This is a genomic window from Rhizobium pantanalense, from assembly GCF_030182525.1.
Classification (GTDB): domain Bacteria; phylum Pseudomonadota; class Alphaproteobacteria; order Rhizobiales; family Rhizobiaceae; genus Rhizobium.
Genome location: NZ_JAQJCH010000003.1, coordinates 257608 through 280311 on the forward strand (window position 1 = coordinate 257608; position 22704 = coordinate 280311).

Sequence of the window (22704 nt, forward strand, 5' to 3'; positions counted from 1 at the left end):
AGCCTGGTGATGACACCGCAACTGATGCAATCCATCCAGTTGCTGCAGATGACGCATTTCGAGCTCACGCAGTTCATCGCACAGGAAGTCGAAAAGAACCCGCTGCTGGAATTTGCGTCAAATGACGAGGATATAGGCAGCGGCGGCGATCGCGAGACCAGGGAGGAACGCTTCGAGACCATGGAAGAAGCCCATGGCGAGGATGGCTCCGAACGCAATGCCGGCGATCTTGCGAGCGACTGGTACGAGAGCGACAATACCGGCAATGCCAACCGGCTGAGCGACGAGCTCGACACCAATTTCAGCGACGTCTTCCCCGATGACGGCAACCCGCAGCGCGCCGATGCGCCGGAGCTGCTCAGCCAGTGGAAGTCCATGCCTGGTGGCGATGCCGGTGAAGGCTACGACCTGGACGATTTCGTCGCAGGCCAGGTCTCGCTGCGCGATCATCTCAACGAACAGATTCCCTTCTCGCTTCCCGCTATGGGCGACCGGCTGATCGCCCAGCATCTCGTCGACCAGCTCGACGACTGTGGCTATCTGCGCGGCGAACTCGGTGAGACGGCCGAACGCCTCGGTGCGACGCTTGCCGACGTCGAGCGCGTGCTGGAGGCCCTACAGCAACTCGATCCGCCCGGCGTCTTTGCCCGCTCCCTCAGCGAATGCCTGGCAATCCAGCTCCGACAGAAGGATCGCTTCGATCCCGCCATGGAGAGGTTGATCGAGAATCTCGAGCTGCTTGCCCGGCGCGATTTCGCCACGCTGAAGCGGCTCTGCGGCGTCGATGAGGAAGACCTGCTCGACATGATGGCGGAAATCCGCCAGCTCAACCCGAAGCCCGGCAGCGGTTTCGAGACCGACATATCGGAGGCAATCATGCCCGATATCGTCGTGCGTCCCTCTGCGGACGGTAGCTGGCTGGTAGAACTCAATCCCGATGCGCTGCCGCGGGTACTGGTGAGCCAGTCCTATTTCGCCTCCGTCTCCAAGACCAGCCAGGACCATGCCTTCCTGTCGGAATGCCTGCAGAATGCCAATTGGCTGACCCGCAGCCTGGACCAGCGCGCCAAGACGATCATGAAGGTGGCAAGCGAGATCGTGCGGCAACAGGACGCATTCCTGCTGCATGGCGTCGACCATCTGCGGCCGCTCAACCTGAAAACCGTGGCGGACGCCATCAAGATGCATGAATCGACGGTCAGCCGCGTGACCTCGAACAAGTACATGCTGACGCCGCGCGGGCTGTTCGAGCTCAAATATTTCTTCACGGTTTCAATCGGCGCCGTCGAGGGCGGAGACAGCCATTCTGCGGAGGCCGTGCGCCACAAGATCCGCCTGCTGATCTCGAACGAGAGCCCGGATGCGGTCCTCTCCGACGACGATATCGTCGATACGCTGAAGAAGGGCGGAATAGAGCTTGCTCGCCGCACGGTTGCAAAGTACCGGGAAGCCATGAACATCCCTTCCTCCGTGCAACGGCGCCGGGAGAAGCGGGCTCTAGCCAAAGTTTCTGGTTTCTGACGGCCGGCGACACTCAACCACAGGATGTTAAACTCCTAACGGTCCGTTAAGATGCAGTTGACTTTCGTATGAGGCAGGGCTAGAAGCCCGCCGCAATCGCTGCAGGACAGCACGACCATGAAACTTATCCCCACCATCCAAAAGGCGGTCAATATACGCAATTTGCCTTTGACTGCGTGAAGTGCTTGGATGAGCTTGAGGCTTGGCGTAAACTGATACGCGCAATAACCACTACAAGAAGGGAAACTCCATGAGTGTGCGTGTCTCCGGTAAACATATGGAAATTGGCGACTCCTTCCGTCAGCGGATCGAGGACCAGATCGGTATGGCCGTGACCAAATACTTCGACGGGGGGTATTCGGGTCAGGTAACTGTGCAGAAGTCCAGTTCGCGTTTTGCGGCCGATTGCAAGCTTCACCTCGATAGCGGTGTCGTGTTGCATGCTGCCGGCGAAGCCATGGACCCGCAGCTTGCTTTCGACGCTGCGTCCGAGCGCATCGAAAAGCGCCTGCGTCGTTATAAGCGCAAACTCAAGGACCATCAGGCCGGCAACCACGTGAACGGTCAGGCCGAAGTCGCCTATACCGTCATGGACGGCGTTCCCGATGACGACGAGGAGATTCCTGCCGACTTCGCGCCGGCAATCGTCGCAGAGAGCACGAAACAACTGAAGACAATGTCGGTGGCGACTGCCGTGATGGCGCTCGATATGACCGACGAGCCGCTGCTGCTCTTCCGCAGCCCCGGCAACGAACACTTGAACATCGTCTACCGCCGTCAGGACGGCAACATTGGCTGGATCGACGCAGCCAATATCAAAGGCTGAGAATAGAAGATAAGCGGCGGCTGCGCATCATCGCAGCTGGCCGCCGCTTGCCCGTCATCGGTTCTCGGCGACACGAAGGATAAAGAGAATGGCATTGGCAGATTTGCTCCAGCAAGATGCGATCATCCCCGCCTTGAAGGCAAATTCCAAAAAACAACTGCTTCAGGAGCTGGCCGCCAAAGCCTCCAAGCTCACCGGACTGCCGGAGCGCGAAATCTTCGACGTCGTGCTGCAGCGCGAGCGCCTCGGCTCCACCGGCGTCGGCAACGGTATCGCCATTCCGCACGGCAAGCTTGCCAGCATCAAATCCATCGCCGGCATTTTCGCGCGCCTTGAAGCGCCTGTCGATTTCGAGGCGCTGGACGACCAGCCTGTCGATCTCGTCTTCCTGCTGCTCGCACCCGAAGGTGCCGGCGCAGACCACCTGAAGGCGCTCTCGCGCATTGCCCGCGTTCTGCGGGACCAGGATCTCGTCGCGAAGCTCCGCGCCACCGATTCCGCCTCCGCCATCTATGCCTTCCTCAACGAGGAGCAGGCATCCAACGCTGCCTAAAGTGCTTCGCGATCTTTCAGATTCGCGTCTTGCGCTTTAGGTCTTTGATCTTGCGCATGTCGTTGTCGCAAAACCGCTGCACAGTTTTGCGCAACATGCTTTGACGGATCGCATCGGACCAAGGCAAAAATAAGAGCCGGATGATCCGAGATCGTCCGGCTCTCTTCTTTTATTGGCGTTGCCCGAAAGAGGATCAGGCGTCTTTCTCATCCAGCGGGCTGTTGGCACCCTGCTCGGCATTTTCCACGATCTTCGGGCCACCCTTGGCGACGCCGACCATGGCCGGGCGCAGAACGCGGTCGCCGATGACGAAGCCGGCCTGTACTACCTGGACGACCGTGTTGTTCGGCACTTCCGGGTTCGGCACTTCGAACATGGCCTGATGGAAATTGGGATCGAACTTCTGTCCGATCGGCTCGAGCTGGCGCACGCCATGACGCTCGAGGGCCGAGAGCATCGAACGCTCGGTCATCTCGACACCTTCGATCAGCGTCTTCAGGCCGGCATCGGCGCCATCACGGGCGTCGGCCGGAATGGCATCCAGCGTGCGGCGCAGATTGTCGGCCACCGAGAGCATGTCGCGGGCAAAGCTTGCCACGGAATAGGACTTTGCATCCTTCACGTCGCGCTCGGTGCGGCGACGGAGGTTGTCCATCTCGGCAGCAAGGCGCAAGTAGCGATCACGCAGTTCGCCGTTCTCGGCCTTCAGCAGCTCAACCGGATCTGGCTGAGACGGCTCAGCCGCATCAACGGTTTCCGCTGCATCCTGCGCGAAATCCGCTGACGTGTCAGCCGCCGTGGCGTCAGGTCCGGTTTTTGTTGTTTCGTCGGTCATGACGGTCTCCGAATTGCTTGGTCTTTGGATGTGCCCGATATCGAGGTTTGGCCGGAAAAAATCAAGGCTTTGTCGAGAAGAACTGCCAAATCGCGGCTTTGCAGCGGCGGCAATACGGTTCGCCGGTCCCGGACGCTGTTCAAGACGTCGACTGTTCAGCCCTCCTTCCCGGTAGTATGCTGAAGTGCAGCTCAGGACAGCATGGGGTGACATCAATGTCTAATGGCAAATCCCTTTCAGGCAAGTGTTTCTGTGGCGCGGTGGAAATCGCGGTCGATGGCGAGCCAATGGCAATGGGTTACTGTCATTGCGAGTCCTGTCGGGAATGGTCGGCAGGGCCAGTCAATGCCTTCTCGCTCTGGCCGCCGGAAGCCGTTCATATTACCATGGGCGCGGACAAGATCGGCAGCTACCAGAAGACCGAGAAGAGCGTGCGCAAATGGTGCACGGTCTGCGGCGGCCATCTTTTGACCGAGCATCCGCCGTGGGGCGTGACCGATGTCTACGCGGCCGTCCTGCCCGATCTCGATTTTCAGCCTGGCGTGCATGTCAACTACGAGACGACGGTGCTGCATCTGAAGGACGGGCTGCCGAAGCAGAAGGATTTACCAGCCGAGATGGGCGGATCTGGAACCTTGCTTCCCGATTGACCGTAGCAGCTACAGCAATCCCAGGAAAAGTTCGCGTGAAAACAAAGAGATAGAGCGTTCAGACATTCCGTGAAAAGCTGAGCCGCTCTAGATTCTCTCCTCAGATCCCGGGCCGCGACAGCCGCGAGATCAGCTGGGCGGTATAATCGACCATGGGCACGATGCGGGCGTAGTTCAGCCGCGTCGGGCCGATGACACCGACGGCGCCGACGATGCGATCGTCATCATCGCGATAGGGCGCAACGATCAGAGAGGAGCCGGACAGCGAGAAAAGCTTGTTTTCCGAGCCGATAAAGATGCGCACGCCCGGTCCGCTTTCAGCGAGATTGAGGATTTCGATGAGGCTGTCCTTCTTCTCGAGATCGTCGAAAAGCAGGCGCAGGCGGTCCAGATCTTCCGCACCACCGATTTCGGCGAGCAGATTGGAATGGCCGCGCACGATAAGCTGCGTCGGCTTACCGTCGTCATCTCCGCCGGACCAGACGGCAATACCGCGCTCGACCAGCTGATGCGACAGGCTGTCCAGCTCCTGGCGCACGCTTTCCTTAAGGCTCTGCAACTGCCGCCGCAGTTCCGGCATCGTCTGGCCGGTCATATGAGCGTTGAGGAAGTTGGCGGCTTCCGTCAGCTGCGACGAGGTCGTGCCGGCCGGCAGCTCGATGATGCGGTTTTCGACCTGATCGTGCTCGCCGACGAGCACGGCGAGCGCCTTGGTCGGCTCCAGCCGGATGAATTCCACATGCTTGAGAACGGGATCGCTCTTAGAGGTGATGACGAGGCCGGCGCCGCGCGAAATGCCCGACAGCACCCGGCTTGCCTCCGACATCATCGACTCCACCGGCTGGTCGCGATTGCTGCCGCGCACCTGCCGGTCGATATTGGCGCGGTCCTCAGCGGAGAGATCGCCGACCTGCATGAAGGCGTCGACGAAGAAACGCAGACCTATCTGAGTCGGCAAGCGCCCGGCGCTCACATGCGGCGAATAGATGAGCCCCAGCTCTTCCAGATCGCTCATGACATTGCGCACCGAGGCTGGCGAGAGCGACATCGGCAGCAGGCGCGAGAGGTTGCGCGAACCCAATGGCTCGCCGCTTTCCAAATAGCCTTCGACGATGCGGCGGAAGATTTCCTTGGAGCGTTCGTCCAGTGCAGCAATGACATCCGAGACCGACGATGTCGTGAATACCATTTCGCTGTCAGTTCCATTCCGTTGAGCCTTAGGCAAAATATAATCATTCAGTTAGCAATGGCAAAAGGGAAAAATGTCGCCGCTGCCGCCGAGCGGCTTTGCGGCCTGCTTTTCCTTTGCAAAAGCGGCCTGCGGGTCGTAGAAGCGGTCAACGAACTTTCAGGAGAGTGGAATGCGGCCTTCAGGCAGAAAAACCGACCAGATGCGCAAGGTGTCGTTCGAGCGCAATTTTTCCAAGCATGCGGAAGGCTCCTGCCTGGTGAAATTCGGCGATACGCATGTGCTCTGCACGGCAAGCCTGGAAGACAAGACGCCGCCATGGCTGCGCAACAGCGGCAAGGGCTGGGTCACGGCGGAATACGGCATGCTGCCGCGGGCGACCGGCGAGCGCATGAAGCGCGAAGCCGCCGCCGGCAAGCAGGGCGGCCGCACGCAGGAAATCCAGCGGCTTATCGGCCGGTCGCTGCGCGCCGTCGTCGACCTCAAGGAATTGGGCGAGCGCCAGATCACCGTCGACTGCGACGTCATCCAGGCCGATGGCGGCACGCGCACGGCCTCAATCACAGGGGGCTGGATCGCGCTCTATGACTGCCTGAAGTGGATGGAAAGCCGCAACATGGTCAAGGTCGAGCGCGTGCTGAAGGATCACATCGCCGCCATCTCCTGCGGTATCTTTGCCGATCAGCCTGTCATCGATCTCGACTATCTCGAGGATTCTTCGGCCGAGACCGACGCCAATTTCGTCATGACTGGCAAGGGCGGCATCGTCGAGATCCAGGGAACAGCTGAGGGCGCCCCCTTCAGCGAAGAGGAATTCGCCACACTGATGCACCTCGCCAAGAACGGTATCGCCGAACTGGTGGAGCTGCAAAAGCAGGCCATCGCCTGAGGATATCTTGAATGGCTGACCCGGCCCTCGCAGGCGTTCTTGAAACCGCGCTCTATGCAGACGATCTCGATGCCATCGAAGCCTTTTATGGCGGCATACTCGGACTGCAGAAGATATCGCGAGGCGGCAACCGTCATGTCTTCTATCGCTGCGGGCCGGGTGTGCTCCTGATCTTCAACAGTGAAGAAACGGTCAAGCCGCACGAGCCGGGCGCCCTGCCCGTACCGCCGCATGGGGCCAAGGGTCATGGCCATGTCTGCTTCCGTGTCGATGGCAACGAGATCGAAGCCATGGCCGAAAGGCTGAAGGCTGCCGGTGTCGATATCGAAGCCGATTTTCACTGGCCGAATGGCGGCCGATCGATCTATTTCCGCGATCCGGCCGGCAACAGCCTGGAATGCGCCGAACCCCGCATCTGGGGCCTATGACAGGACAGCACATGCGCAAGCTCGAGACCAAGACCATCGTCGTTGCCAGCCACAATGCCGGCAAGATCCAGGAAATCCGCGATCTCATCGGCCCGCTCGGCTTTACAGCCAAGTCCGCAGCCGATCTCAACTTCATCGAACCGGACGAAACGGGCACGACCTTCGAGGAAAATGCTGCGATCAAGGCGCTTGCCTCCGCCAATGCCTCCGGCCTGCCGGCACTCTCGGACGATTCCGGTCTGGTCATCGATGCGCTTGGCGGCGATCCCGGCGTCTATACGGCCAATTGGGCGGAGACGGCTGACGGGACGCGTGACTTCGCCATGGCCATGCGGAAGGTCGAAACCGCCTTGGAGAAGGCTGGCGCCACCACACCGGGGAGCCGCACGGCGCGCTTCGTCAGCGTCCTTTGCCTTGCCTGGCCGGATGGGCATACCGAACTTTTCCGCGGCGAAGTGGAAGGCACCGTCGTCTGGCCGCCACGCGGCAGCCAGGGCTTCGGCTACGACCCGGTCTTCCAGCCCAAGGGATACGAGACCACATTCGGCGAAATGAGCGCCGAGCAGAAGCATGGCTGGAAGCCCGGCGACGAGCAGGCGCTGTCGCACCGCGCCCGCGCCTTCAAGATCTTTGTCGAAACCTGCCTGGAGGCGTAAGCTAATCCCGTGGAAATCGTGGACACACAGGATCTGATGCACGGCGCGCAATTGCTGCCCGATACCGGCGAACCCGGTTTCGGCGTGTATGTGCATTGGCCCTTTTGCGCGGCCAAATGTCCCTACTGCGATTTCAACAGCCATGTCCGCCACCAGCCTGTCGATCAGGAACGCTTCGCCGCCGCCTTTCTGAAGGAAATGGCGACAATGCGGATGATCAGCGGCCCGAAGACCGTCACCAGTGTCTTCCTCGGCGGCGGCACGCCGTCGCTGATGAAGCCGGAAACAGTCGGTGCGGTGCTCGATGGTATTGCTAGGACATGGCATGTGCCGGATGGTATCGAGATCACCATGGAAGCCAATCCGTCCAGCGTCGAAGCGGAGCGCTTTCGCGGCTATCGCGCCGCCGGCGTCAATCGCGTGTCGATGGGCGTGCAGGCGCTGAACGACCCCGACCTGAAATTCCTCGGACGTCTGCACAATGTCGAGGATGCGCTGAAGGCGATCAGGCTGGCGCGCGAGATCTTCCCGCGCATGTCCTTCGACCTCATCTATGCCCGCCCGAACCAGACCGTCGAAGAGTGGGAACGCGAGCTGAAGGAGGCAATCTCCTATGCGGTCGATCACCTCTCGCTCTATCAGCTGACGATCGAGGAGGGCACGCCCTTCTACGGCCTGCACAAGGCCGGCAAGCTGATCGTGCCCGATGGCGATCAATCGGCGCTGCTTTATGAAGCGACGCAGGAGATTACCGAACGCGAGGGCATGCCCGCCTATGAGGTTTCAAATCATGCGCGGCCCGGCGCCGAGAGCCGGCACAATCTCACTTACTGGCGCTACGGCGACTATGCCGGCATCGGCCCCGGTGCCCATGGTCGCCTGACCAGAGGTCCGCAGAAGCTGGCGACCGCCACCGAACGCAAGCCTGAGAGCTGGCTCGAGATGGTGGAGCGGGACGGACACGGCATGGTCGATCAGGAAATGCTCGGGTTTGACGAACAGGCCGACGAATTGCTGCTGATGGGCCTGCGGCTGCGGGAGGGCGTCGATCTCGCCCGCTGGCAGCAGCTTTCCGGTCGCGACCCCGATCCGCAGCGCGAGGCATTTTTACTGGAACACGGTTTCATAGAGCGTATCGGCAATTCCCGCCTACGCTGCACGCCAGCGGGAATGCTGGTGCTCGATTCGGTCGTCGCCGATCTCGCCTGCTGACTATCTCCCTTCTTGAGGGGAGGTCGCCGCAAAGCAGCGGAGGGTGACTGCCGAAGACACAAATTGAGTCTTCAGTTCCAAACAGATCACCCCACCCCAGCACTACGTGCCGACCCTCCCCCTCAAAGGGAGGGTGAAGAGCCGTCCATCGATTGCGGCAAGGCCAACTGCGATCAGCGCCATGCCGATAAAATGCTTCGGCTGCAGGCTTTCGCCGAGAACGAGCGCGCCAAGCAGGACGGCGCTGACGGGAATCAGGAAGGTTACCAGCATCAGATTGGTGGCGCCTGCCGTCGCCAGGATGCGGAAGAACAGCACATAGGCAATGGCGGTCGACAGGATGGCCAGGCCTAAAAGCGCCAGCCAGGCTTCGGTCGAAGGCATTGTCAGCGTCCAGGGGCGATCGACGAAGAGCGCGATCGGCAGCAACAGGATGGCGGAACCCGTAACCTGACCTGCAGCAGGAATGATCGGCGCCAGCCCCATGCGACGAAAGCGGCGGCCGAATATGCCGGCGAGCGAATAGCTGAAGGCGGCACCCAGCACGGCAAGCTGCGCCAGCACGTTAGAGCCAAGGCTTGCCAGCACCGACGGGCCGATCATCAAGGCCACGCCGACAAAGCCGACGATGACGCCGATCAGGCGGTTGCCGGTCATCTTCTCATCCTCCGTCAGAAAATGGGCGACAACGACGGCGAAGAGCGGCGTGGTGGCGTTGAGGATCGAGGCAAGCCCGCTGGCAATATGTGTCTGGCCCCAGACGATCAGCAGGAAGGGAATGACATTGTTGAGGAAGCCCATGCCGAAGAAGGCGAGCCAGGCCTTGCCGTCTTTCGGCATCGCATGGCCGGTGGCGCGCACGATGACATGCAAGGCGATGGCGGCAAGTGCGACGCGCGCGGTGACGATGGTGAAGGGCGGCAGTTCGCGCACCAGAATGCCGTTGAACAGGAAGGAGCCGCCCCACAGAATGGATAGCCCCACCAGCATGCTCCATTCGACCGCGCCCATGGATTTCTGTGCCATCTGATCATCTCCAGCATCAGCTGATTGAGTTTTACTTATTGGTGGCCAACCGCGACATGATTGCCAACCATCGGCATTGCTGGAATAATCTCGCTATATCGAGCCTCTGGCAAACGAGTCTTTTTCAAATCATGGTTTAGCTGAGCTCAATCGTCATGGATCAACTGCCATCCCTTTCGGCGCTACGCGCCTTCGAAGCCTCCGCCCGGCATCTCAGCATGACGCTGGCTGCAAACGAGCTGCATGTGACGCCAGGCGCCATCAGCCTGCAGATCCGCGACCTCGAAAGCGCGCTCGGCGTGCGCCTTTTCGAGCGGCGAGCCCGCAGCCTGGCGCTGACGAGTGAAGGCGCTGAATATTTCGCGACGATGCGAACGGCATTCCGCCTTATCCGCGAAGCAACTTCGGCGCTGGCCATGCGCGCCAAGGATACGGTGCTGACCCTTACGTGCACCGCCGGCTTTGCCACGCACTGGCTGGTGCCGCGGCTGCGGCGCTTCGAGGAGGCCCATCCCGATATCGACCTGCGCATCAGCGCCTCCTATCGCATGATGGATTTCCAGCGGGATGGGATCGACATTGCCATCCGCCACGGCCTCGGCGGCTACGAGGGACTGGCAAGCGAGAGATTTCTCGATGATGAATATGTGCCGGTCTGCACGCCGGAAATGGCAGCCGCGCTTGGCCCCTCTCCCGCTGTCGATGACCTGGCCGGCCTGACGCTGATACACGATGTCTATCGGCGCGACTGGGAGCTCTGGCTGAAGGCGGTCGGCGCCACGCGGGTGGATGCCATGCACGGGCCGGTCTTCACCGATGGCATGGGCGCTTATCACGCCATGAAGGCGGGCCTCGGCATCGCGCTGATGCGCCGGTCCTTCGTGGAGCAGGAGTTGCTTGACGGCACGCTCATTGCGCCCTTCCCGACCGGATTTGCGAGCGCGCTTGCCTATCATCTCGTCTATCAGCCGGGTGCGCTGGAAAGGCCGGCCATCGCGGCCCTGCGCGCCTGGTTATTTTCCGAGGTATCGCGCACGACGCCGCCGGCGTAGAGATCGGCTTCGGCCTTTCGGATGCGAGCCGCATCTGCACAGCGTCTAGTCGATGGATAGCTCAAAGAAAACGGCCGGCGGTGAGGCCGGCCGTGAAACACGGAAGAATGCCGATCACTCAGCCTACTCGTTGATGAGGCGCTTCAGCAGCTCGATCTCGTGCGACAGCTTGCTGTCACCAGAGATCAGTTCCTCGATCTTGCGCACGGCATGCAGCACTGTCGTATGATCGCGGCCACCGAAGCGGCGACCGATTTCCGGGAAGGAGCGCGGCGTCAGCGTCTTCGACAAATACATGGCGATCTGGCGCGGCTTGACGATGACGCGCGTACGGCGGTTCGAAACCAGTTCCTGGCGCGACACATTATAGTGGCGGGCGACGATGCGCTGGATGTCCTCAATGCGGACGCGGCGTGGCTCGCCGGAGCCGACCAGATGCGCCAGCAGTTCGTCGACGCGCTCGACCGTAAGGTTCGGCTCGAAGGAGCGGCGAAAGATGAGCTGGTTGAAGGCTCCTTCCAGCTCACGGCCGCTGGCGGTGACGTTGCGGGCGACATGCGAGAGTATTTCGGCCGGGATTTCCAGCGACGGATCGTCCTGACGGGCAGCATCGAGACGGCGCTTGAGGATTTCAAGGCGCATTTCGTAGTCCGGCGCCTCGACTTCGATCGCCACGCCGCCCTGCAGGCGCGAACGCACGCGCGGGTCGAGCGATTCCAGCTCCCAGGGAGCACGATCGGCGGCGACGACGACCTGCTTTGCGCTGTCGAGCAGCATGTTCAGCAAGTGGCAGAATTCGTGCTGGATCATCTTGCCCTGCAGGAACTGCATGTCGTCGATGATGAGCAGGTCGATATTGCGCAGCGAGTCCTTCAGCGTCAGCGCGTCATTATCGCGGATCGCGGTTGCGAAGCGCCACATGAAGTATTCCGCCGTCAGATAGACGACACGCAGGCCGCGCGGGTTCTGCACCGCTGCATTGGCGATCGCCTGCAGCAGATGTGTCTTGCCGAGACCAACAGTCGCATGGACGAAGAGCGGATTGAAACGCACGGCGCCGGAGCCAGCTTCGGCGATGGTCTTCGCGGCGGCCAGGCTGACACGGTTCGAGCTGCCTTCGACGAACGTATCGAAGGTAAAGCGGGAATCGAGCGGAGACCCGAACAGCGGCGAACCTGCCGTTGCAGGCCGCGCAGCCGCAGCTGCACTCACGGCCTGGGCAACGACCTGGCCCGCCGGCTGGGCGACGGCGCGACGGATCGGCGCGACAGCAGCTTGATCCGGCACCGCCGGCTGCTCGTCGGCGCATGGCTTCACGCCCTGCCGGGTCGCGGTGCGCACCAGAATTTCGACTTTGAGGATCTCGGCATCTTCCGCCTGGAACAGGCTGGTGATGAGATCGAGATAGCGATTGTTGATCCAGGACTTCAGAAATGTCGTCGGGACCGTAAGGCGAACGACGCTCTTCGATACCGAATGAAGCTTGAGCCGCGCAAACCAGCTGGCATAGACATCGGGTCCGACCTGAGCCTTCAAGCGCGCGCTGACGCGCTCGAACAAGTTACTTTGCGCCACGTCACCCTTTTCCCCCGCCGCTTCTAAGCAAACCGCACCGAACGCCTGCGCATTGTCCCCATTTTCCAACGCACCCGTCGCCCTCGTATGTATCTGCATATAGTGCCGCCTTCCACAGTCTCTATTATAGGGCGGGAGCACATCACTGCCGCCCTTGGTTCTTCGCCATGGCATGACGATCACGCTCGTTGTCCAAGCTGCGCCGCATACCGGTTCATCAGCCACGCCCGGCCAGCGGGCTTTACAGGAACACTGTGGCAAAAACCGCTCTTTAAAGCAGTCTTCGTCCCGGCGTCTGTAACCGGAGCATCAATCGGCCCTCGTACTCCGACTGACCGCTCCAATGGCTGTCAATTTTTCTCCCCTCCCCGCAGCCGCGCCAATGATTTGGGCCGCAAAGGACAGACAAGCTTCCTCGTTCCGCAAGCGTCGCCGCTTCCGGTTCTTACTCGTCAACTGTTTGAAAAAACGGAACTGAACTGCTCCGTCACAAGAGACAAAACCACCTCCACCGCCATACGTAACGGTGTTTGCCGAAGCCGTTTAAGGTGAAATCCGCGCCCCTTGTTGAAATCCATTTAGGCAGGATCGAAGGCAGATATCAACGATGAATTTTACACAAAATTAAGAGGCGGCCATTGACTCCGGAGGCCATTTTTGACTGTCACAAGCCCTTCAAAAAAGAATCGCTGTTGAATCAAAGAGATTCCTGCCGAACGCGATTCCCACAGCTTTCAAAAGAAAAAAAATAAAAAATCCCTTGACTCAGTTGTGAGCCGGCAATGCGTCATGCAGATCACCCAGCGCTGGGATATCCTGCCGCAACTCTTTGTTTCCAAAGGTATATTTCTGTCACGTCACTGACATGATCGGCCGGTCGTTTTTGGCAATGCGGCATTTTTTTGGCCGAATCCAAAAAGCCCGGCGCGAGGGCCGGGCTTAACTCTAACGATTAAATCGTTAACGAAAGATTATGCAGTCGGGGCCGAAAGGGCCTTCACACGCTTGGCAAGACGCGAAACCTTGCGGGAAGCGGTGTTGGCGTGCAGGACGCCCTTGGTTGCTGCGCGAGCCAGTTCCGGCTGAGCAGCAACGAAAGCTGCCTTTGCGCGATCTGCATCACCCGATGCGATGGCTTCTTCGACCTGGCGAACGAACGTGCGAACGCGCGAGCGACGAGCCTTGTTGACATCGGTGCGGCGGGCGATCTTGCGGGTCGCTTTTTTCGCCGAGGTAGTATTGGCCATGTATGCCTCTCTTAGAATTCGAACAAAACTCCATCGTTGCAGCGCGGGCCCTGCGGCCACTTCATCCAGCAATGCGGGAGCAATTGCGGAAAACCAGAGCGGCTTTCCAAACTGTGGCGGGCATATAACCGGAATGAGCCGCGGCGTCAACGCGGATTCTCGCCAAACCCGCGTAATTCCTGAATCCCGCCCCTTAGCGGTTCTTGAAGGACGGCTTGCGCTTCTCGACGAAGGCCGCCATGCCCTCCTTCTGATCCTCTGTGGCAAACAGGCTATGGAACAGGCGGCGCTCGAAACGCAACCCCTCCTCAAGCGTGGTTTCGAAAGCGCGGTTGACCGCTTCCTTGGCCATCAGCACCGAGGGCCGCGATAGCGATGCGATCTTGGCGGCGGCGGCCAGCGCTTCGTCCAGGAGCTTGTCCGCCGGCACGACACGCGCCACCAAGCCCGAACGCTCTGCCTCCGCCGCATCCATCATCCGGCCTGTTAACACTAGGTCCATCGCCTTCGCCTTCCCGACCGCGCGCGTGAGACGCTGCGAGCCGCCCATGCCAGGGATGACGCCGAGCGTGATTTCCGGCTGGCCGAATTTGGCGGTCTCCGAGGCGATGATGAAATCGCACATCATCGCCACCTCGCAGCCGCCGCCGAGCGCGAAGCCACTGACCGCCGCGATAACGGGCTTGCGGGCATTGGCGATCTCGGCCCAGCCGCCGAAGAAGTCATTCTTGTAAGCGCCGACGAAATCGAGCGACTGCATTTCCTTGATGTCGGCGCCGGCGGCAAAGGCCTTTTCCGAGCCGGTGAGCACGATCGCGCCGATGGCATCATCGAGATGAAAAGCGGCATAGGCCTGCTTTAATTCGGAGAGGACCGTAGAATTCAGCGCATTCAGCGCCTGCGGCCGATTAATCCGGATGAGACCGACGGCCCCATGTGTTTCGACGATAAGGGTTTCGTAAGTCACGTCTCTCTCCCTTTTACCAGCCTCGGCCCTTTTACCAGCTTTGGCCCTTCAATCAGCCTTGGCAGGAAGCGCAGTAGAAAGAAGAGCGCCCCGCCTGGACGATGCGACTGACCGTACCGCCGCAACCGGGCGTACCGCAAGGCTGGCTTTCACGATCATAGACGGAAAAGGAATGCTGGAAATAGCCGAGCGAACCGTCCGTCTGGATATGGTCACGCAGCGACGAGCCGCCTGCGGCTATCGCATCGGCAATGACTTCGCGGATCGCCTCGACCAGCGCCAGCAGCGCTTCTGTCGGTTTGCCCGCATCCGTAACCAGCGTGCCGGCGGCGCGCAATGGCGACAGGTGGGAGCGCCACAATGCTTCACATACATATATATTGCCGAGACCGGCAATGTTCTTCTGATCCAGCAGCGCGCTCTTCAGCGGCTGCGCCTTGCCGGCGAAACGCTTAGCCAGATAATCGGCATCGAGTTCATTGCCCGTGGGTTCAGGCCCGAGATCACGGAAGAAGGGATGGTTGGCCATCTCGGCGCGCCGGACCATGTCCATGAAGCCAAAGCGACGCGGGTCATTGTAGATGACGCGCGCATCACCGCCGGCGCCCGCCAGATGGAAGACTACATGATCGTGCTTCTCGTCCTTGGAACGGGGATGATGAAATTCGCCCGGCATTTGCGCCTCCCGACCGGCTTCAATCCGAAACGAACCGGACATGCCGAGATGCGCGACGATCGTCTGGCCATCGTCGAGATCGATCAGCAGGTATTTGGCGCGGCGCGACAGCGACGCGATGCCGCGGCCCGAAACGGCCTCAGCGAAATCGGCGGGGAAAGGAAAGCGCAGATCGTTGCGGCGCAGCTCCAATTCCTTGAGAACCGCACCTTCCATGGAAGGCGCAAGGCCCCGTCTGACGGTTTCGACCTCTGGTAATTCCGGCATGGCTATCCATCTTTATGTTTCAACCGCTTATGATCTGAGCTATAGCCCAAGGCATTGCGGCTGGTGATCTGGCTGATGAGATAGCGTGGCAAACGCGATTTCGCTATGGTCCGCCGCTGAATACTGCATAATTCCTTAGACCGGAATCGATTTAAGGAGAGAATTATGCAGCAAGTTTAAAGTGTTACAGCGACCTTCGCGCGCCATAAATGACGCGCGGCGCTGTAATGTAACGGAGTTGAGCCGATGGCAGACAGCCGCACCTCCGCCGATGGCGGCATGGAAACATCCTATGGCTTCCGCGAAGTAGCCGATGGTGAAAAGCAGGGCCTCGTCAACGAGGTGTTCCATAAGGTCGCCAAGCGCTACGACGTCATGAACGACGTCATGTCCATGGGCATGCACCGCGTCTGGAAGGATGCCATGATATCAGCGCTCAACCCGCGCAAGGATCCTGGCTACAAGGTGCTTGACGTTGCCGGCGGCACGGGCGATATCGCCTTCCGCATCGTGGAAGCCTCGAACCGGCTGGCGCATGCAACGGTGCTCGACATCAATGGCTCGATGCTCGCCGTCGGCGCCGAACGCGCCGAGAAGAAAAAGCTCTCCGACAACCTCACCTTCGTCGAGGCGAATGCCGAAGAGCTGCCTTTCGAGCCGAATTCCTTCGACGCTTATACGATCGCTTTCGGCATCCGCAACGTGCCACACATCGATCTGGCATTGAAGGAGGCCTATCGCGTCCTGAAGCGCGGCGGCCGGCTGCTCGTGCTCGAATTCTCCGAAGTCGACCTGCCGCTGCTCGACCGCGTCTACGATGCCTGGTCCTTCAACGCCATTCCGAAGTTCGGCAAGGCGATTACGGGTGATGCCGAGCCCTATCAATATCTGGTGGAATCGATCCGCAAGTTCCCGAATCAGCAGGACTTCGCGACGATGATCCGCGAGGCCGGCTTCTCGCGCGTAAGCTTCACCAATTACACCGGCGGCATCGCCGCGCTGCACTCCGGCTGGAAGCTCTGAAGCATGATATCCAGTCACCCGATCCGGCTTTTGGCCTCCACGTTTCGAGACCTTGAGACGATATGAGTGCTTTCAGCGCATATTTCGGCCTTGTTCGGGTCGGCTGGGTGCTCGTGCGCGAAGGCGTGGTCATGGCGCTGCCATCGGAAGGGCTACCGCCCTCCGTCAGCCTCGCCAAATCTTTCGTCAGCATCTTTGCGCGCCGGAAGGCCAAGAGCCAGGCCCGCAGCGACCGGCTGGCACAAGCGGTCGAGCGGCTCGGCCCCTCCTATGTGAAGATCGGCCAGTTCCTGGCTACCCGACCCGATGTCGTCGGCGTCGACATGGCGAACGACCTGTCGAAGCTTCAGGACAGGATGGCTTTTTTTCCGCATACTATGGCAACGGCAGCGATCGAGGCGTCGCTCGGGCGGCGGATCGACGATCTCTACGCCAGCTTCGGCGAGCCGATTGCCGCCGCTTCGATAGCGCAGGTGCATCCGGCAGAGGTCGACACGGCCGAAGGGCGCAAGCGCGTTGCCGTCAAGGTGGTCCGGCCTGGGGTGCGCCAGCGGTTTTCCAACGATATCAAGGCAATGTATCTCGTGGCGGGTATGCAGGAGCGGTTCATGCCCTCCAGCCGGCGCCTCCGGCCCGTGGAAGTGACCAAGACGCTCGAGCAGACCACGAAGGTCGAGATGGATCTGCGGCTGGAGGCTGCCGCACTCTCCGAAATCGCCGAAAACACCGAGAAGGATCCCGGCTTCCGCGTTCCGAAGGTCGACTGGGAACGCACCGGCCGCGACGTCATCACCATGGAGTGGATCGACGGCGTGAAGATGTCCGACGTCGAGGGCTTAAAGGCTGCCGGACACGATCTCAACGCACTCGCCGATACGCTGATCCAGTCCTTTCTACGTCATACACTGCGCGACGGCTTCTTCCATGCCGATATGCACCCCGGTAATCTCTTCGTCGATGCTGCCGGCATGATTGTTGCAGTCGACATGGGAATCGTCGGGCGATTGGGGAAGAAGGAACGCCGCTTCCTCGCCGAAATCCTCTACGGCTTCATCACCCGCGATTATATCCGGGTGGCCGAAGTGCATTTCGAGGCCGGCTACGTACCCGCCCATCACAACGTCGAGAGTTTTGCGCAGGCCATCCGTGCCATCGGCGAGCCGATCCATGGCCAGCCGGCCGAAACCATCTCCATGGGCAAGCTTTTGACCCTGCTCTTCGAAGTGACCGAACTCTTCGACATGGAGACGCGGCCCGAGCTGGTGATGTTGCAGAAGACCATGGTCGTGGTCGAGGGCGTGTCGCGCATGCTCAATCCGCGCTTCAACATGTGGAAGGCATCCGAACCGGTGGTCGGCGACTGGATTCGCACCAATCTCGGTCCGAAGCGGATCATGACCGATCTGAAGGACGGTTTGAAGGCGGCCGTGAAGCTCGCCGAAGCCGCGCCCGAAATCGCCGCCAAGACCGAGAAATTCCACCACGAACTGCTGCATATGAGCGAAAACGGCCTGCGTTTCGATCCGCAGACCGCCGAAGCGATCGGCAAGGCCGAGGCCAAGCACAGCCGTTCCGGCCGCTTTGCGCTGTGGGTGATCGCGCTGACGCTGCTCTATATCGCCTGGCACCTTGGCTGATCGCCCAGCTTTCTGATGCTCTTTTCGCCTCGGCTGAAATAGTTGGCCGACGCGAGAAGCCATATGTGCGCACAAACATGGAGTTGCGCGATGTGCGCGCTCGCCTCAAAATCAGACTGTCCGGCACGGATCAAGGTGTTCGCCATTTGGGATATCCCATTGACGATAAGGCTCGCATAGCCTTTTAAAAAAGGAGAACAGCAGAGATGGAGCGTCAGAGAGCCGGTATCGAACTTACCGGGCAACCCCTTGGGTTCAGCGATCTGGTGCGGATCGGTGCGGGAGCAGTCCTGCCGTCGGCATCGGAAAGCGGCATGGCTCGCATACGGTTGGCGCGCAGCGTTCTCGAAAGCACCATTCAATCGGGCATGCCGGTCTATGGCTCTACGACCGGCGTCGGCGCCATGAAGGACGTCGAATGGTCCCCTGAAGATCTCGATGCCTTCAATCTCGGTCTCGTGCGCGCCCACCATTTCGGCACGGGTGCGCCCTTCTCCATGTCGGTCGTCCGCAATGCCATGGCGATCCGTGTCAACACGGCTCTCACCGGTCAGGTCGGATGCTCGCAGGAGCTGATCGAAGCCTATCTGCAGCTGTTGAGCTCGGATGTCATTCCTGTCGTCAGGCGTACGGGCTCGATCGGTTGCGCGGATATCGGCCTGATGGGCCAGATCGGCGCGGTTCTAACCGGCGTTGGCGAGGCCGTCTATCGCGGCCGCCGCATGCAGGCGGCCGATGCCTTCGATGCCGCCGGTATCGCTCCCGTCAGGATGATGCCGCGCGATAGCCTGGCCTCGCTCAGCGTCAATGCGGTCAGCTTCGCCGCTGCGGCCGAAACAACCCGCAATGCCGCCGCCTCGATCCGCGTGCTGCTCGCGACCGGCATGATGGCCGCCGGCGCGCTCGGCGCCTCACGCGATCCATGGATTTCCGTGCGCCATGTCGGTACACCCCGAGAGGCGCTGATCGGCGCCTGGCTCTGCAACGCTTCGGATGAATGGCCCTGGCCGGTCGCGACCCACGTCCAGGACCCGCTGAGCCTGCGCATGATCGCCCAGGTCTTCGGTGCCGTCATCGAAAACCTCTTGACCGCCGGCCACAAGATTCTCGCCGCCACCGGGCGCTCGGACGACAATCCGGTCATCGTCGATGGCCGTGTGATGACCTCGGGCGGCTCTCTTCCGCTCGATGTCACCGTGCTTCTGGAAGCGGCCGTCATCTGCATGGCCCATGCCGCCCGCAATGCCTTCAATCGCTGCGTCCTGCTCGGCAACGGCCAGCGGCGCGGCCTGCCCGTCAATCTCGTGCCGGAAGGCAGGATCGCGACCGGCTTCGGCCCGATCATCAAGCTTGCCGGCGAGATCTTCTCGCGCGTTCTCTCCATGTCCAATCCGGTCTCAGCGCAGTCGCTTGTGGTTGCCGCCGGCATGGAAGACGAGGCCGCCTTCCTACCGCTCGTCATCGAGCGTTTCGAGCGGCAGATGCGGGCGCTAAAGCGCCTAGCCGCTCTTGAAGCGCTGCTATCGGCCCAGGCGATGGACATTCTCGGCGACAAGCCGGAAGGCGTGGCGCGCATGCTCTACGACGTCGTGCGCAAGCATGCCGATTTCTATGTGGTTGATCGGCCGCTATCGGCTGAAGTGGAGGCGATCGAGGAGGAGCTGGGCTCGGAGGCGTTCGTCTCTGAATTGATCGCTCACAAGCCGATCCTCGCCTATGATGATTTCTTCGCGCTCGGCTCGCTGGAGCGGGTCGAAGAGCGGCTTTATCGCGACACCGTTGCCATCTGAATTAACGACGAGCGGAGAGAATGCATATGGCGGATTTCGATCTTGTTCTGCAAGGCACCGTGGTTTTGCCCGAACGCATCGTGGAAGCCGGCTATGTCGCCGTGCGCGACGGCAAGATCGCCGAGGTGGGCATCGGTGTACCCCCGGCCGCACGCGAGCGGCACCTGCTCGGCAAGGCGCTAATCCTGCCTGGCGCGATAGACGCACAGGTTCACTCCCTCTCGCAGAAGGATCAGGAGGATTTCATCTGGTCGACCCGTTCGGCAGCAGCCGGCGGCGTCACCACCATCGTCGACATGCCCTATGACGAAGGCAATCTCGTCTGCTCGGCAGCGGCGGTGAAGAAGAAGATCGACCATGCCGCACCGCAATCGCGTGTCGACTTTGCTCTTTATGGCACCATCGATCCGGAAGAAGGCCCCGCACGCATCGCGGAGATGGTCGAGGCCGGTGTGGCCGCCTTCAAGTTCTCCACCTTCGGCACCGATCCCAAGCGCTTTCCACGCATTCCGCCTGCCCTGCTTGACGCCTGCTTTGCCGCGATCGCGCCGACAGGCCTGACTGCCGGCGTGCACAATGAGGACGACGAAGCAGTCCGCACCTACATGGAGCAGGTGAAGGCGAGCGGCATCACCGATTATCGCGCCCACGGCCTGTCCCGCCCGCCGATCACCGAGCTTCTGGCCATGCACACGATTTTCGAGACAGGCGCGGATACCGGCTGCCCGGCGCATGTCGTGCATTGCTCGCTCGGCCGCGGCTACGACATCGCCCGTGCCTATCGCCGCGACGGCTTCGAAGCGACCGTTGAATGCTGCATCCATTACCTGACGCTCGATGAGGAAAACGATGTGCGGCGCCTTGGCGGCAAGGCGAAAATTAATCCGCCGATCCGCCCGCGCGCCGAAGTGGAAACCTTGTGGCGCAAGGTAGCGGAAGGCAATGTCTGGCTCGTCTCGACCGATCATGTCAGCTGGTCGGAAAATCGCAAAACCAATCCGGACATGCTGGCGAATGCTTCCGGCGTGCCGGGACTGGAGGTCATGGTGCCACTCTTCGTCAAGGGTGCCCTGGAACGCGGCCTGCCGCTGACCTGGGCGGCGAAACTGATGTCGGAAAACCCGGCTAAGCATTTCCGCCTCGACCATATCAAGGGCGCGCTGACGCCGGGCAAGGACGCCGATATCGTCGTTCTGGAGCCGCGCGAAATCGTTTATGACGCGGCGGCCAGCGGCAACAACGTCGTCGGTTGGAGCCCCTATAACGGCATTTGCCTGCCCTGGACTGTGTCCGCCGCCTATCTTAGAGGCAAGCAGATCACCGAGGGACAGAAGGTGCTGGCCGAACCCGGCTCCGGCAGCTTCGTCCGTCCCTTGCCTCGCCAAATTCTTGCCGGAGATGCAGCCTGATGACCGAGCCCAAGCGCCACAACCTGCCCGTAAACGCCGATCGCATCGCGGAGGATATCGATGCGCTGGCAAGGATTACCGATCCGGGCCACCCGTGGACGCGCCGCGCCTTCTCGCCACTCTTCCTCGAAGGGCGTGCCTATATTGAAGCACGGATGAAGGCGGCAGGGCTTCAGACGCGGATCGATGCCGCCGGCAATCTGATCGGCCGGCGTGCGGGCGCCAAGCCGGGTCTCGGGACAATCCTTGTCGGCTCACATTCCGACACCGTTCCCGATGGCGGCCGCTTCGACGGCATCGCTGGCACGATCGCAGCGCTTGAAGTGGCGCGTTCCCTTAGAGATCGCGGCATCGAGCTCGATCATGATCTGGAGATCGTCGATTTCCTCGCCGAGGAAGTCAGCATCTTCGGTGTCTCCTGCATCGGCAGCCGCGGCATGACCGGGCAGATCCCCCAGGCATGGCTTTCCCGTGTGAGCGGCGACCGCACGCTTTCGCAGGGCATTGCCGAGGTCGGCGGCGATCCCTCCGTACTGCTCTCCCAGAGCCGGCCGGATCTGGCTGGCTTTCTGGAGCTGCATATCGAGCAGGGGCCTTTGCTGGAAGCCGAGAACAAGGATATCGGCATCGTCACCGCGATCGCCGGCATCACCCGCGTCGAAATCACCGTCGAAGGCCGCGCCGATCATGCCGGCACGACGCCCATGGACCGCCGCGCGGATGCGCTGGTGGCCGCTTCGCAGCTGGTACTCGACATTCGCCAACGCGCCGCCGAGCAGGCAAAGACGCCGGGCCATTTCGCTGCGACCGTGGGCGAATTCCGTATCGAGCCGAACGCGGCCAATGTCGTGCCCTCGAAGGTCGTGCTGCTGATCGACGGCCGCGCCGAAATCCGCAGCGACATGGAAGATTTCCTCGCCTGGATCGACGCCGAGGTGAAGACCATCGCCGCCGATTATGGCGTGACGATCAATCCGCCTGTGCGCGTCTCCGACAATATGCCGACGCCGGGCGCTCCGGTGCTGCTCGAAACGCTCGAGCGCGCCTGCGACACGGTTGGTGCCAAGCATCGCCGCATGGCCTCCGGCGCCGGTCACGACACAGCCTGGATCGCCAAGGTCGCACCGGCCGCCATGATCTTCGTGCCCTGCAAGGAAGGCCGTAGCCATTGCGCCGAGGAATGGGCCGAGAATGACGACATTGCCATGGGCGCCGCCGTGCTTTTCGAAGCGGTGCGCGACATGGACAAGAACCTCAAACAGAACCGGGAGTAGCC

Annotated in this window: 21 protein-coding genes; 14 read left to right on the forward strand and 7 right to left on the reverse strand. The window is 61.0% G+C overall.

Features of this window, described 5'->3' with window-relative positions:
- Nucleotides 1–9 precede the first annotated feature (9 nt).
- From rpoN to ptsN, 3 genes are all read left to right on the forward strand, one after another.
- Nucleotides 10–1521: an RNA polymerase factor sigma-54 gene (gene rpoN / locus PH558_RS10665; RefSeq protein ID WP_483314142.1), complete on the forward strand. Its 1512-nt coding sequence runs from the start codon at nt 10–12 to the stop codon at nt 1519–1521.
- Nucleotides 1522–1771: 250 nt separating this feature from the next.
- The gene (gene hpf / locus PH558_RS10670) at nt 1772–2347 is read left to right on the forward strand and encodes a ribosome hibernation-promoting factor, HPF/YfiA family (protein ID WP_095433787.1); all 576 of its coding nucleotides are present in this window, start codon (nt 1772–1774) and stop codon (nt 2345–2347) included.
- Between the two features lie 88 nt (nt 2348–2435).
- Nucleotides 2436–2900, forward strand: coding sequence for a PTS IIA-like nitrogen regulatory protein PtsN (ptsN, locus tag PH558_RS10675; protein WP_015338601.1), 465 nt, complete (start codon nt 2436–2438; stop codon nt 2898–2900).
- A gap of 193 nt (nt 2901–3093) precedes the next feature.
- On the opposite strand, the gene grpE is transcribed toward ptsN, so the two are convergent.
- The gene (grpE, locus tag PH558_RS10680) at nt 3094–3735 is read right to left on the reverse strand and encodes a nucleotide exchange factor GrpE (RefSeq protein WP_112722001.1); all 642 of its coding nucleotides are present in this window, start codon (nt 3733–3735) and stop codon (nt 3094–3096) included.
- 215 nt (nt 3736–3950) lie between these two features.
- Here grpE and PH558_RS10685 point away from each other — a divergent pair, with 215 nt between their 5' ends.
- Nucleotides 3951–4385: a GFA family protein gene (locus tag PH558_RS10685; RefSeq protein WP_285204102.1), complete on the forward strand. Its 435-nt coding sequence runs from the start codon at nt 3951–3953 to the stop codon at nt 4383–4385.
- Between the two features lie 100 nt (nt 4386–4485).
- Here PH558_RS10685 and hrcA read toward each other — a convergent pair whose 3' ends face one another.
- On the reverse strand, nt 4486–5574 hold the full coding sequence (gene hrcA, locus PH558_RS10690) for a heat-inducible transcriptional repressor HrcA (protein ID WP_095433784.1): 1089 nt from the start codon (nt 5572–5574) through the stop codon (nt 4486–4488).
- A 172-nt stretch (nt 5575–5746) separates the two neighbouring features.
- Here hrcA and rph point away from each other — a divergent pair, with 172 nt between their 5' ends.
- The 4 genes from rph to hemW are packed head-to-tail and all read left to right on the forward strand — an operon-like array spanning nt 5747 to nt 8759.
- Nucleotides 5747–6463, forward strand: a complete 717-nt coding sequence (gene rph / locus PH558_RS10695) for a ribonuclease PH (protein ID WP_015338597.1) — start codon at nt 5747–5749, stop codon at nt 6461–6463.
- Between the two features lie 11 nt (nt 6464–6474).
- Nucleotides 6475–6891, forward strand: coding sequence for a VOC family protein (locus tag PH558_RS10700; protein ID WP_095433783.1), 417 nt, complete (start codon nt 6475–6477; stop codon nt 6889–6891).
- An 11-nt stretch (nt 6892–6902) separates the two neighbouring features.
- Nucleotides 6903–7547: an RdgB/HAM1 family non-canonical purine NTP pyrophosphatase gene (gene rdgB / locus PH558_RS10705; RefSeq protein ID WP_285204110.1), complete on the forward strand. Its 645-nt coding sequence runs from the start codon at nt 6903–6905 to the stop codon at nt 7545–7547.
- 36 nt (nt 7548–7583) lie between these two features.
- Nucleotides 7584–8759 (forward strand): radical SAM family heme chaperone HemW, encoded by a 1176-nt coding sequence (hemW, locus tag PH558_RS10710; protein WP_285204434.1) that lies wholly within the window; start codon nt 7584–7586, stop codon nt 8757–8759.
- A gap of 102 nt (nt 8760–8861) precedes the next feature.
- Here the strand turns inward: hemW and PH558_RS10715 are convergent, their stop codons facing one another.
- A complete protein-coding gene (locus tag PH558_RS10715) occupies nt 8862–9785 on the reverse strand; it encodes a DMT family transporter (protein ID WP_285204112.1) in 924 nt (307 codons plus the stop codon).
- A gap of 155 nt (nt 9786–9940) precedes the next feature.
- Between PH558_RS10715 and gcvA the strand changes: the two genes are divergently transcribed.
- Nucleotides 9941–10837 (forward strand): transcriptional regulator GcvA, encoded by an 897-nt coding sequence (gene gcvA / locus PH558_RS10720; RefSeq protein WP_095433781.1) that lies wholly within the window; start codon nt 9941–9943, stop codon nt 10835–10837.
- Nucleotides 10838–10960: 123 nt separating this feature from the next.
- Here gcvA and dnaA read toward each other — a convergent pair whose 3' ends face one another.
- From dnaA to mutM, 4 genes are all read right to left on the reverse strand, one after another.
- Nucleotides 10961–12511: a chromosomal replication initiator protein DnaA gene (gene dnaA, locus PH558_RS10725; protein WP_113406776.1), complete on the reverse strand. Its 1551-nt coding sequence runs from the start codon at nt 12509–12511 to the stop codon at nt 10961–10963.
- Between the two features lie 872 nt (nt 12512–13383).
- On the reverse strand, nt 13384–13659 hold the full coding sequence (gene rpsT, locus PH558_RS10730) for a 30S ribosomal protein S20 (protein WP_004108374.1): 276 nt from the start codon (nt 13657–13659) through the stop codon (nt 13384–13386).
- A 193-nt stretch (nt 13660–13852) separates the two neighbouring features.
- Entirely contained in the window at nt 13853–14626 is a 774-nt protein-coding gene (locus tag PH558_RS10735) for an enoyl-CoA hydratase (protein WP_095433779.1), read from the reverse strand.
- 52 nt (nt 14627–14678) lie between these two features.
- Complete coding sequence (mutM, locus tag PH558_RS10740; protein ID WP_095433778.1) at nt 14679–15569, reverse strand: bifunctional DNA-formamidopyrimidine glycosylase/DNA-(apurinic or apyrimidinic site) lyase; 891 nt, start codon at nt 15567–15569, stop codon at nt 14679–14681.
- Between the two features lie 246 nt (nt 15570–15815).
- Between mutM and ubiE the strand changes: the two genes are divergently transcribed.
- From ubiE to PH558_RS10765, 5 genes are all read left to right on the forward strand, one after another.
- Nucleotides 15816–16592, forward strand: a complete 777-nt coding sequence (gene ubiE, locus PH558_RS10745) for a bifunctional demethylmenaquinone methyltransferase/2-methoxy-6-polyprenyl-1,4-benzoquinol methylase UbiE (RefSeq protein ID WP_095433777.1) — start codon at nt 15816–15818, stop codon at nt 16590–16592.
- A gap of 62 nt (nt 16593–16654) precedes the next feature.
- Entirely contained in the window at nt 16655–18229 is a 1575-nt protein-coding gene (gene ubiB, locus PH558_RS10750; RefSeq protein WP_095433776.1) for a 2-polyprenylphenol 6-hydroxylase, read from the forward strand.
- A gap of 206 nt (nt 18230–18435) precedes the next feature.
- On the forward strand, nt 18436–20019 hold the full coding sequence (locus PH558_RS10755; protein WP_095433775.1) for an aromatic amino acid lyase: 1584 nt from the start codon (nt 18436–18438) through the stop codon (nt 20017–20019).
- A gap of 26 nt (nt 20020–20045) precedes the next feature.
- The gene (locus PH558_RS10760) at nt 20046–21428 is read left to right on the forward strand and encodes a dihydroorotase (RefSeq protein ID WP_285204114.1); all 1383 of its coding nucleotides are present in this window, start codon (nt 20046–20048) and stop codon (nt 21426–21428) included.
- Nucleotides 21428–22702 (forward strand): Zn-dependent hydrolase, encoded by a 1275-nt coding sequence (locus PH558_RS10765; protein WP_483314137.1) that lies wholly within the window; start codon nt 21428–21430, stop codon nt 22700–22702. The genes PH558_RS10760 and PH558_RS10765 overlap by 1 nt, the downstream gene beginning before the upstream one ends.
- Nucleotides 22703–22704: the final 2 nt, after the last annotated feature.

What these genes read in the sequence shown, in the direction of transcription:
- rpoN (WP_483314142.1), top strand. Translation starts at nt 10, where the DNA reads ATGACACCGCAACTGATGCAATCCATCCAGTTGCTGCAGATGACGCAT.
- hpf (WP_095433787.1), top strand. Translation starts at nt 1,772, where the DNA reads ATGAGTGTGCGTGTCTCCGGTAAACATATGGAAATTGGCGACTCCTTC.
- ptsN (WP_015338601.1), top strand. Translation starts at nt 2,436, where the DNA reads ATGGCATTGGCAGATTTGCTCCAGCAAGATGCGATCATCCCCGCCTTG.
- grpE (WP_112722001.1), bottom strand. Translation starts at nt 3,735, where the DNA reads ATGACCGACGAAACAACAAAAACCGGACCTGACGCCACGGCGGCTGAC.
- PH558_RS10685 (WP_285204102.1), top strand. Translation starts at nt 3,951, where the DNA reads ATGTCTAATGGCAAATCCCTTTCAGGCAAGTGTTTCTGTGGCGCGGTG.
- hrcA (WP_095433784.1), bottom strand. Translation starts at nt 5,574, where the DNA reads ATGGTATTCACGACATCGTCGGTCTCGGATGTCATTGCTGCACTGGAC.
- rph (WP_015338597.1), top strand. Translation starts at nt 5,747, where the DNA reads ATGCGGCCTTCAGGCAGAAAAACCGACCAGATGCGCAAGGTGTCGTTC.
- PH558_RS10700 (WP_095433783.1), top strand. Translation starts at nt 6,475, where the DNA reads ATGGCTGACCCGGCCCTCGCAGGCGTTCTTGAAACCGCGCTCTATGCA.
- rdgB (WP_285204110.1), top strand. Translation starts at nt 6,903, where the DNA reads ATGCGCAAGCTCGAGACCAAGACCATCGTCGTTGCCAGCCACAATGCC.
- hemW (WP_285204434.1), top strand. Translation starts at nt 7,584, where the DNA reads ATGCACGGCGCGCAATTGCTGCCCGATACCGGCGAACCCGGTTTCGGC.
- PH558_RS10715 (WP_285204112.1), bottom strand. Translation starts at nt 9,785, where the DNA reads ATGGCACAGAAATCCATGGGCGCGGTCGAATGGAGCATGCTGGTGGGG.
- gcvA (WP_095433781.1), top strand. Translation starts at nt 9,941, where the DNA reads ATGGATCAACTGCCATCCCTTTCGGCGCTACGCGCCTTCGAAGCCTCC.
- dnaA (WP_113406776.1), bottom strand. Translation starts at nt 12,511, where the DNA reads ATGCAGATACATACGAGGGCGACGGGTGCGTTGGAAAATGGGGACAAT.
- rpsT (WP_004108374.1), bottom strand. Translation starts at nt 13,659, where the DNA reads ATGGCCAATACTACCTCGGCGAAAAAAGCGACCCGCAAGATCGCCCGC.
- mutM (WP_095433778.1), bottom strand. Translation starts at nt 15,569, where the DNA reads ATGCCGGAATTACCAGAGGTCGAAACCGTCAGACGGGGCCTTGCGCCT.
- ubiE (WP_095433777.1), top strand. Translation starts at nt 15,816, where the DNA reads ATGGCAGACAGCCGCACCTCCGCCGATGGCGGCATGGAAACATCCTAT.
- ubiB (WP_095433776.1), top strand. Translation starts at nt 16,655, where the DNA reads ATGAGTGCTTTCAGCGCATATTTCGGCCTTGTTCGGGTCGGCTGGGTG.
- PH558_RS10755 (WP_095433775.1), top strand. Translation starts at nt 18,436, where the DNA reads ATGGAGCGTCAGAGAGCCGGTATCGAACTTACCGGGCAACCCCTTGGG.
- PH558_RS10760 (WP_285204114.1), top strand. Translation starts at nt 20,046, where the DNA reads ATGGCGGATTTCGATCTTGTTCTGCAAGGCACCGTGGTTTTGCCCGAA.
- PH558_RS10765 (WP_483314137.1), top strand. Translation starts at nt 21,428, where the DNA reads ATGACCGAGCCCAAGCGCCACAACCTGCCCGTAAACGCCGATCGCATC.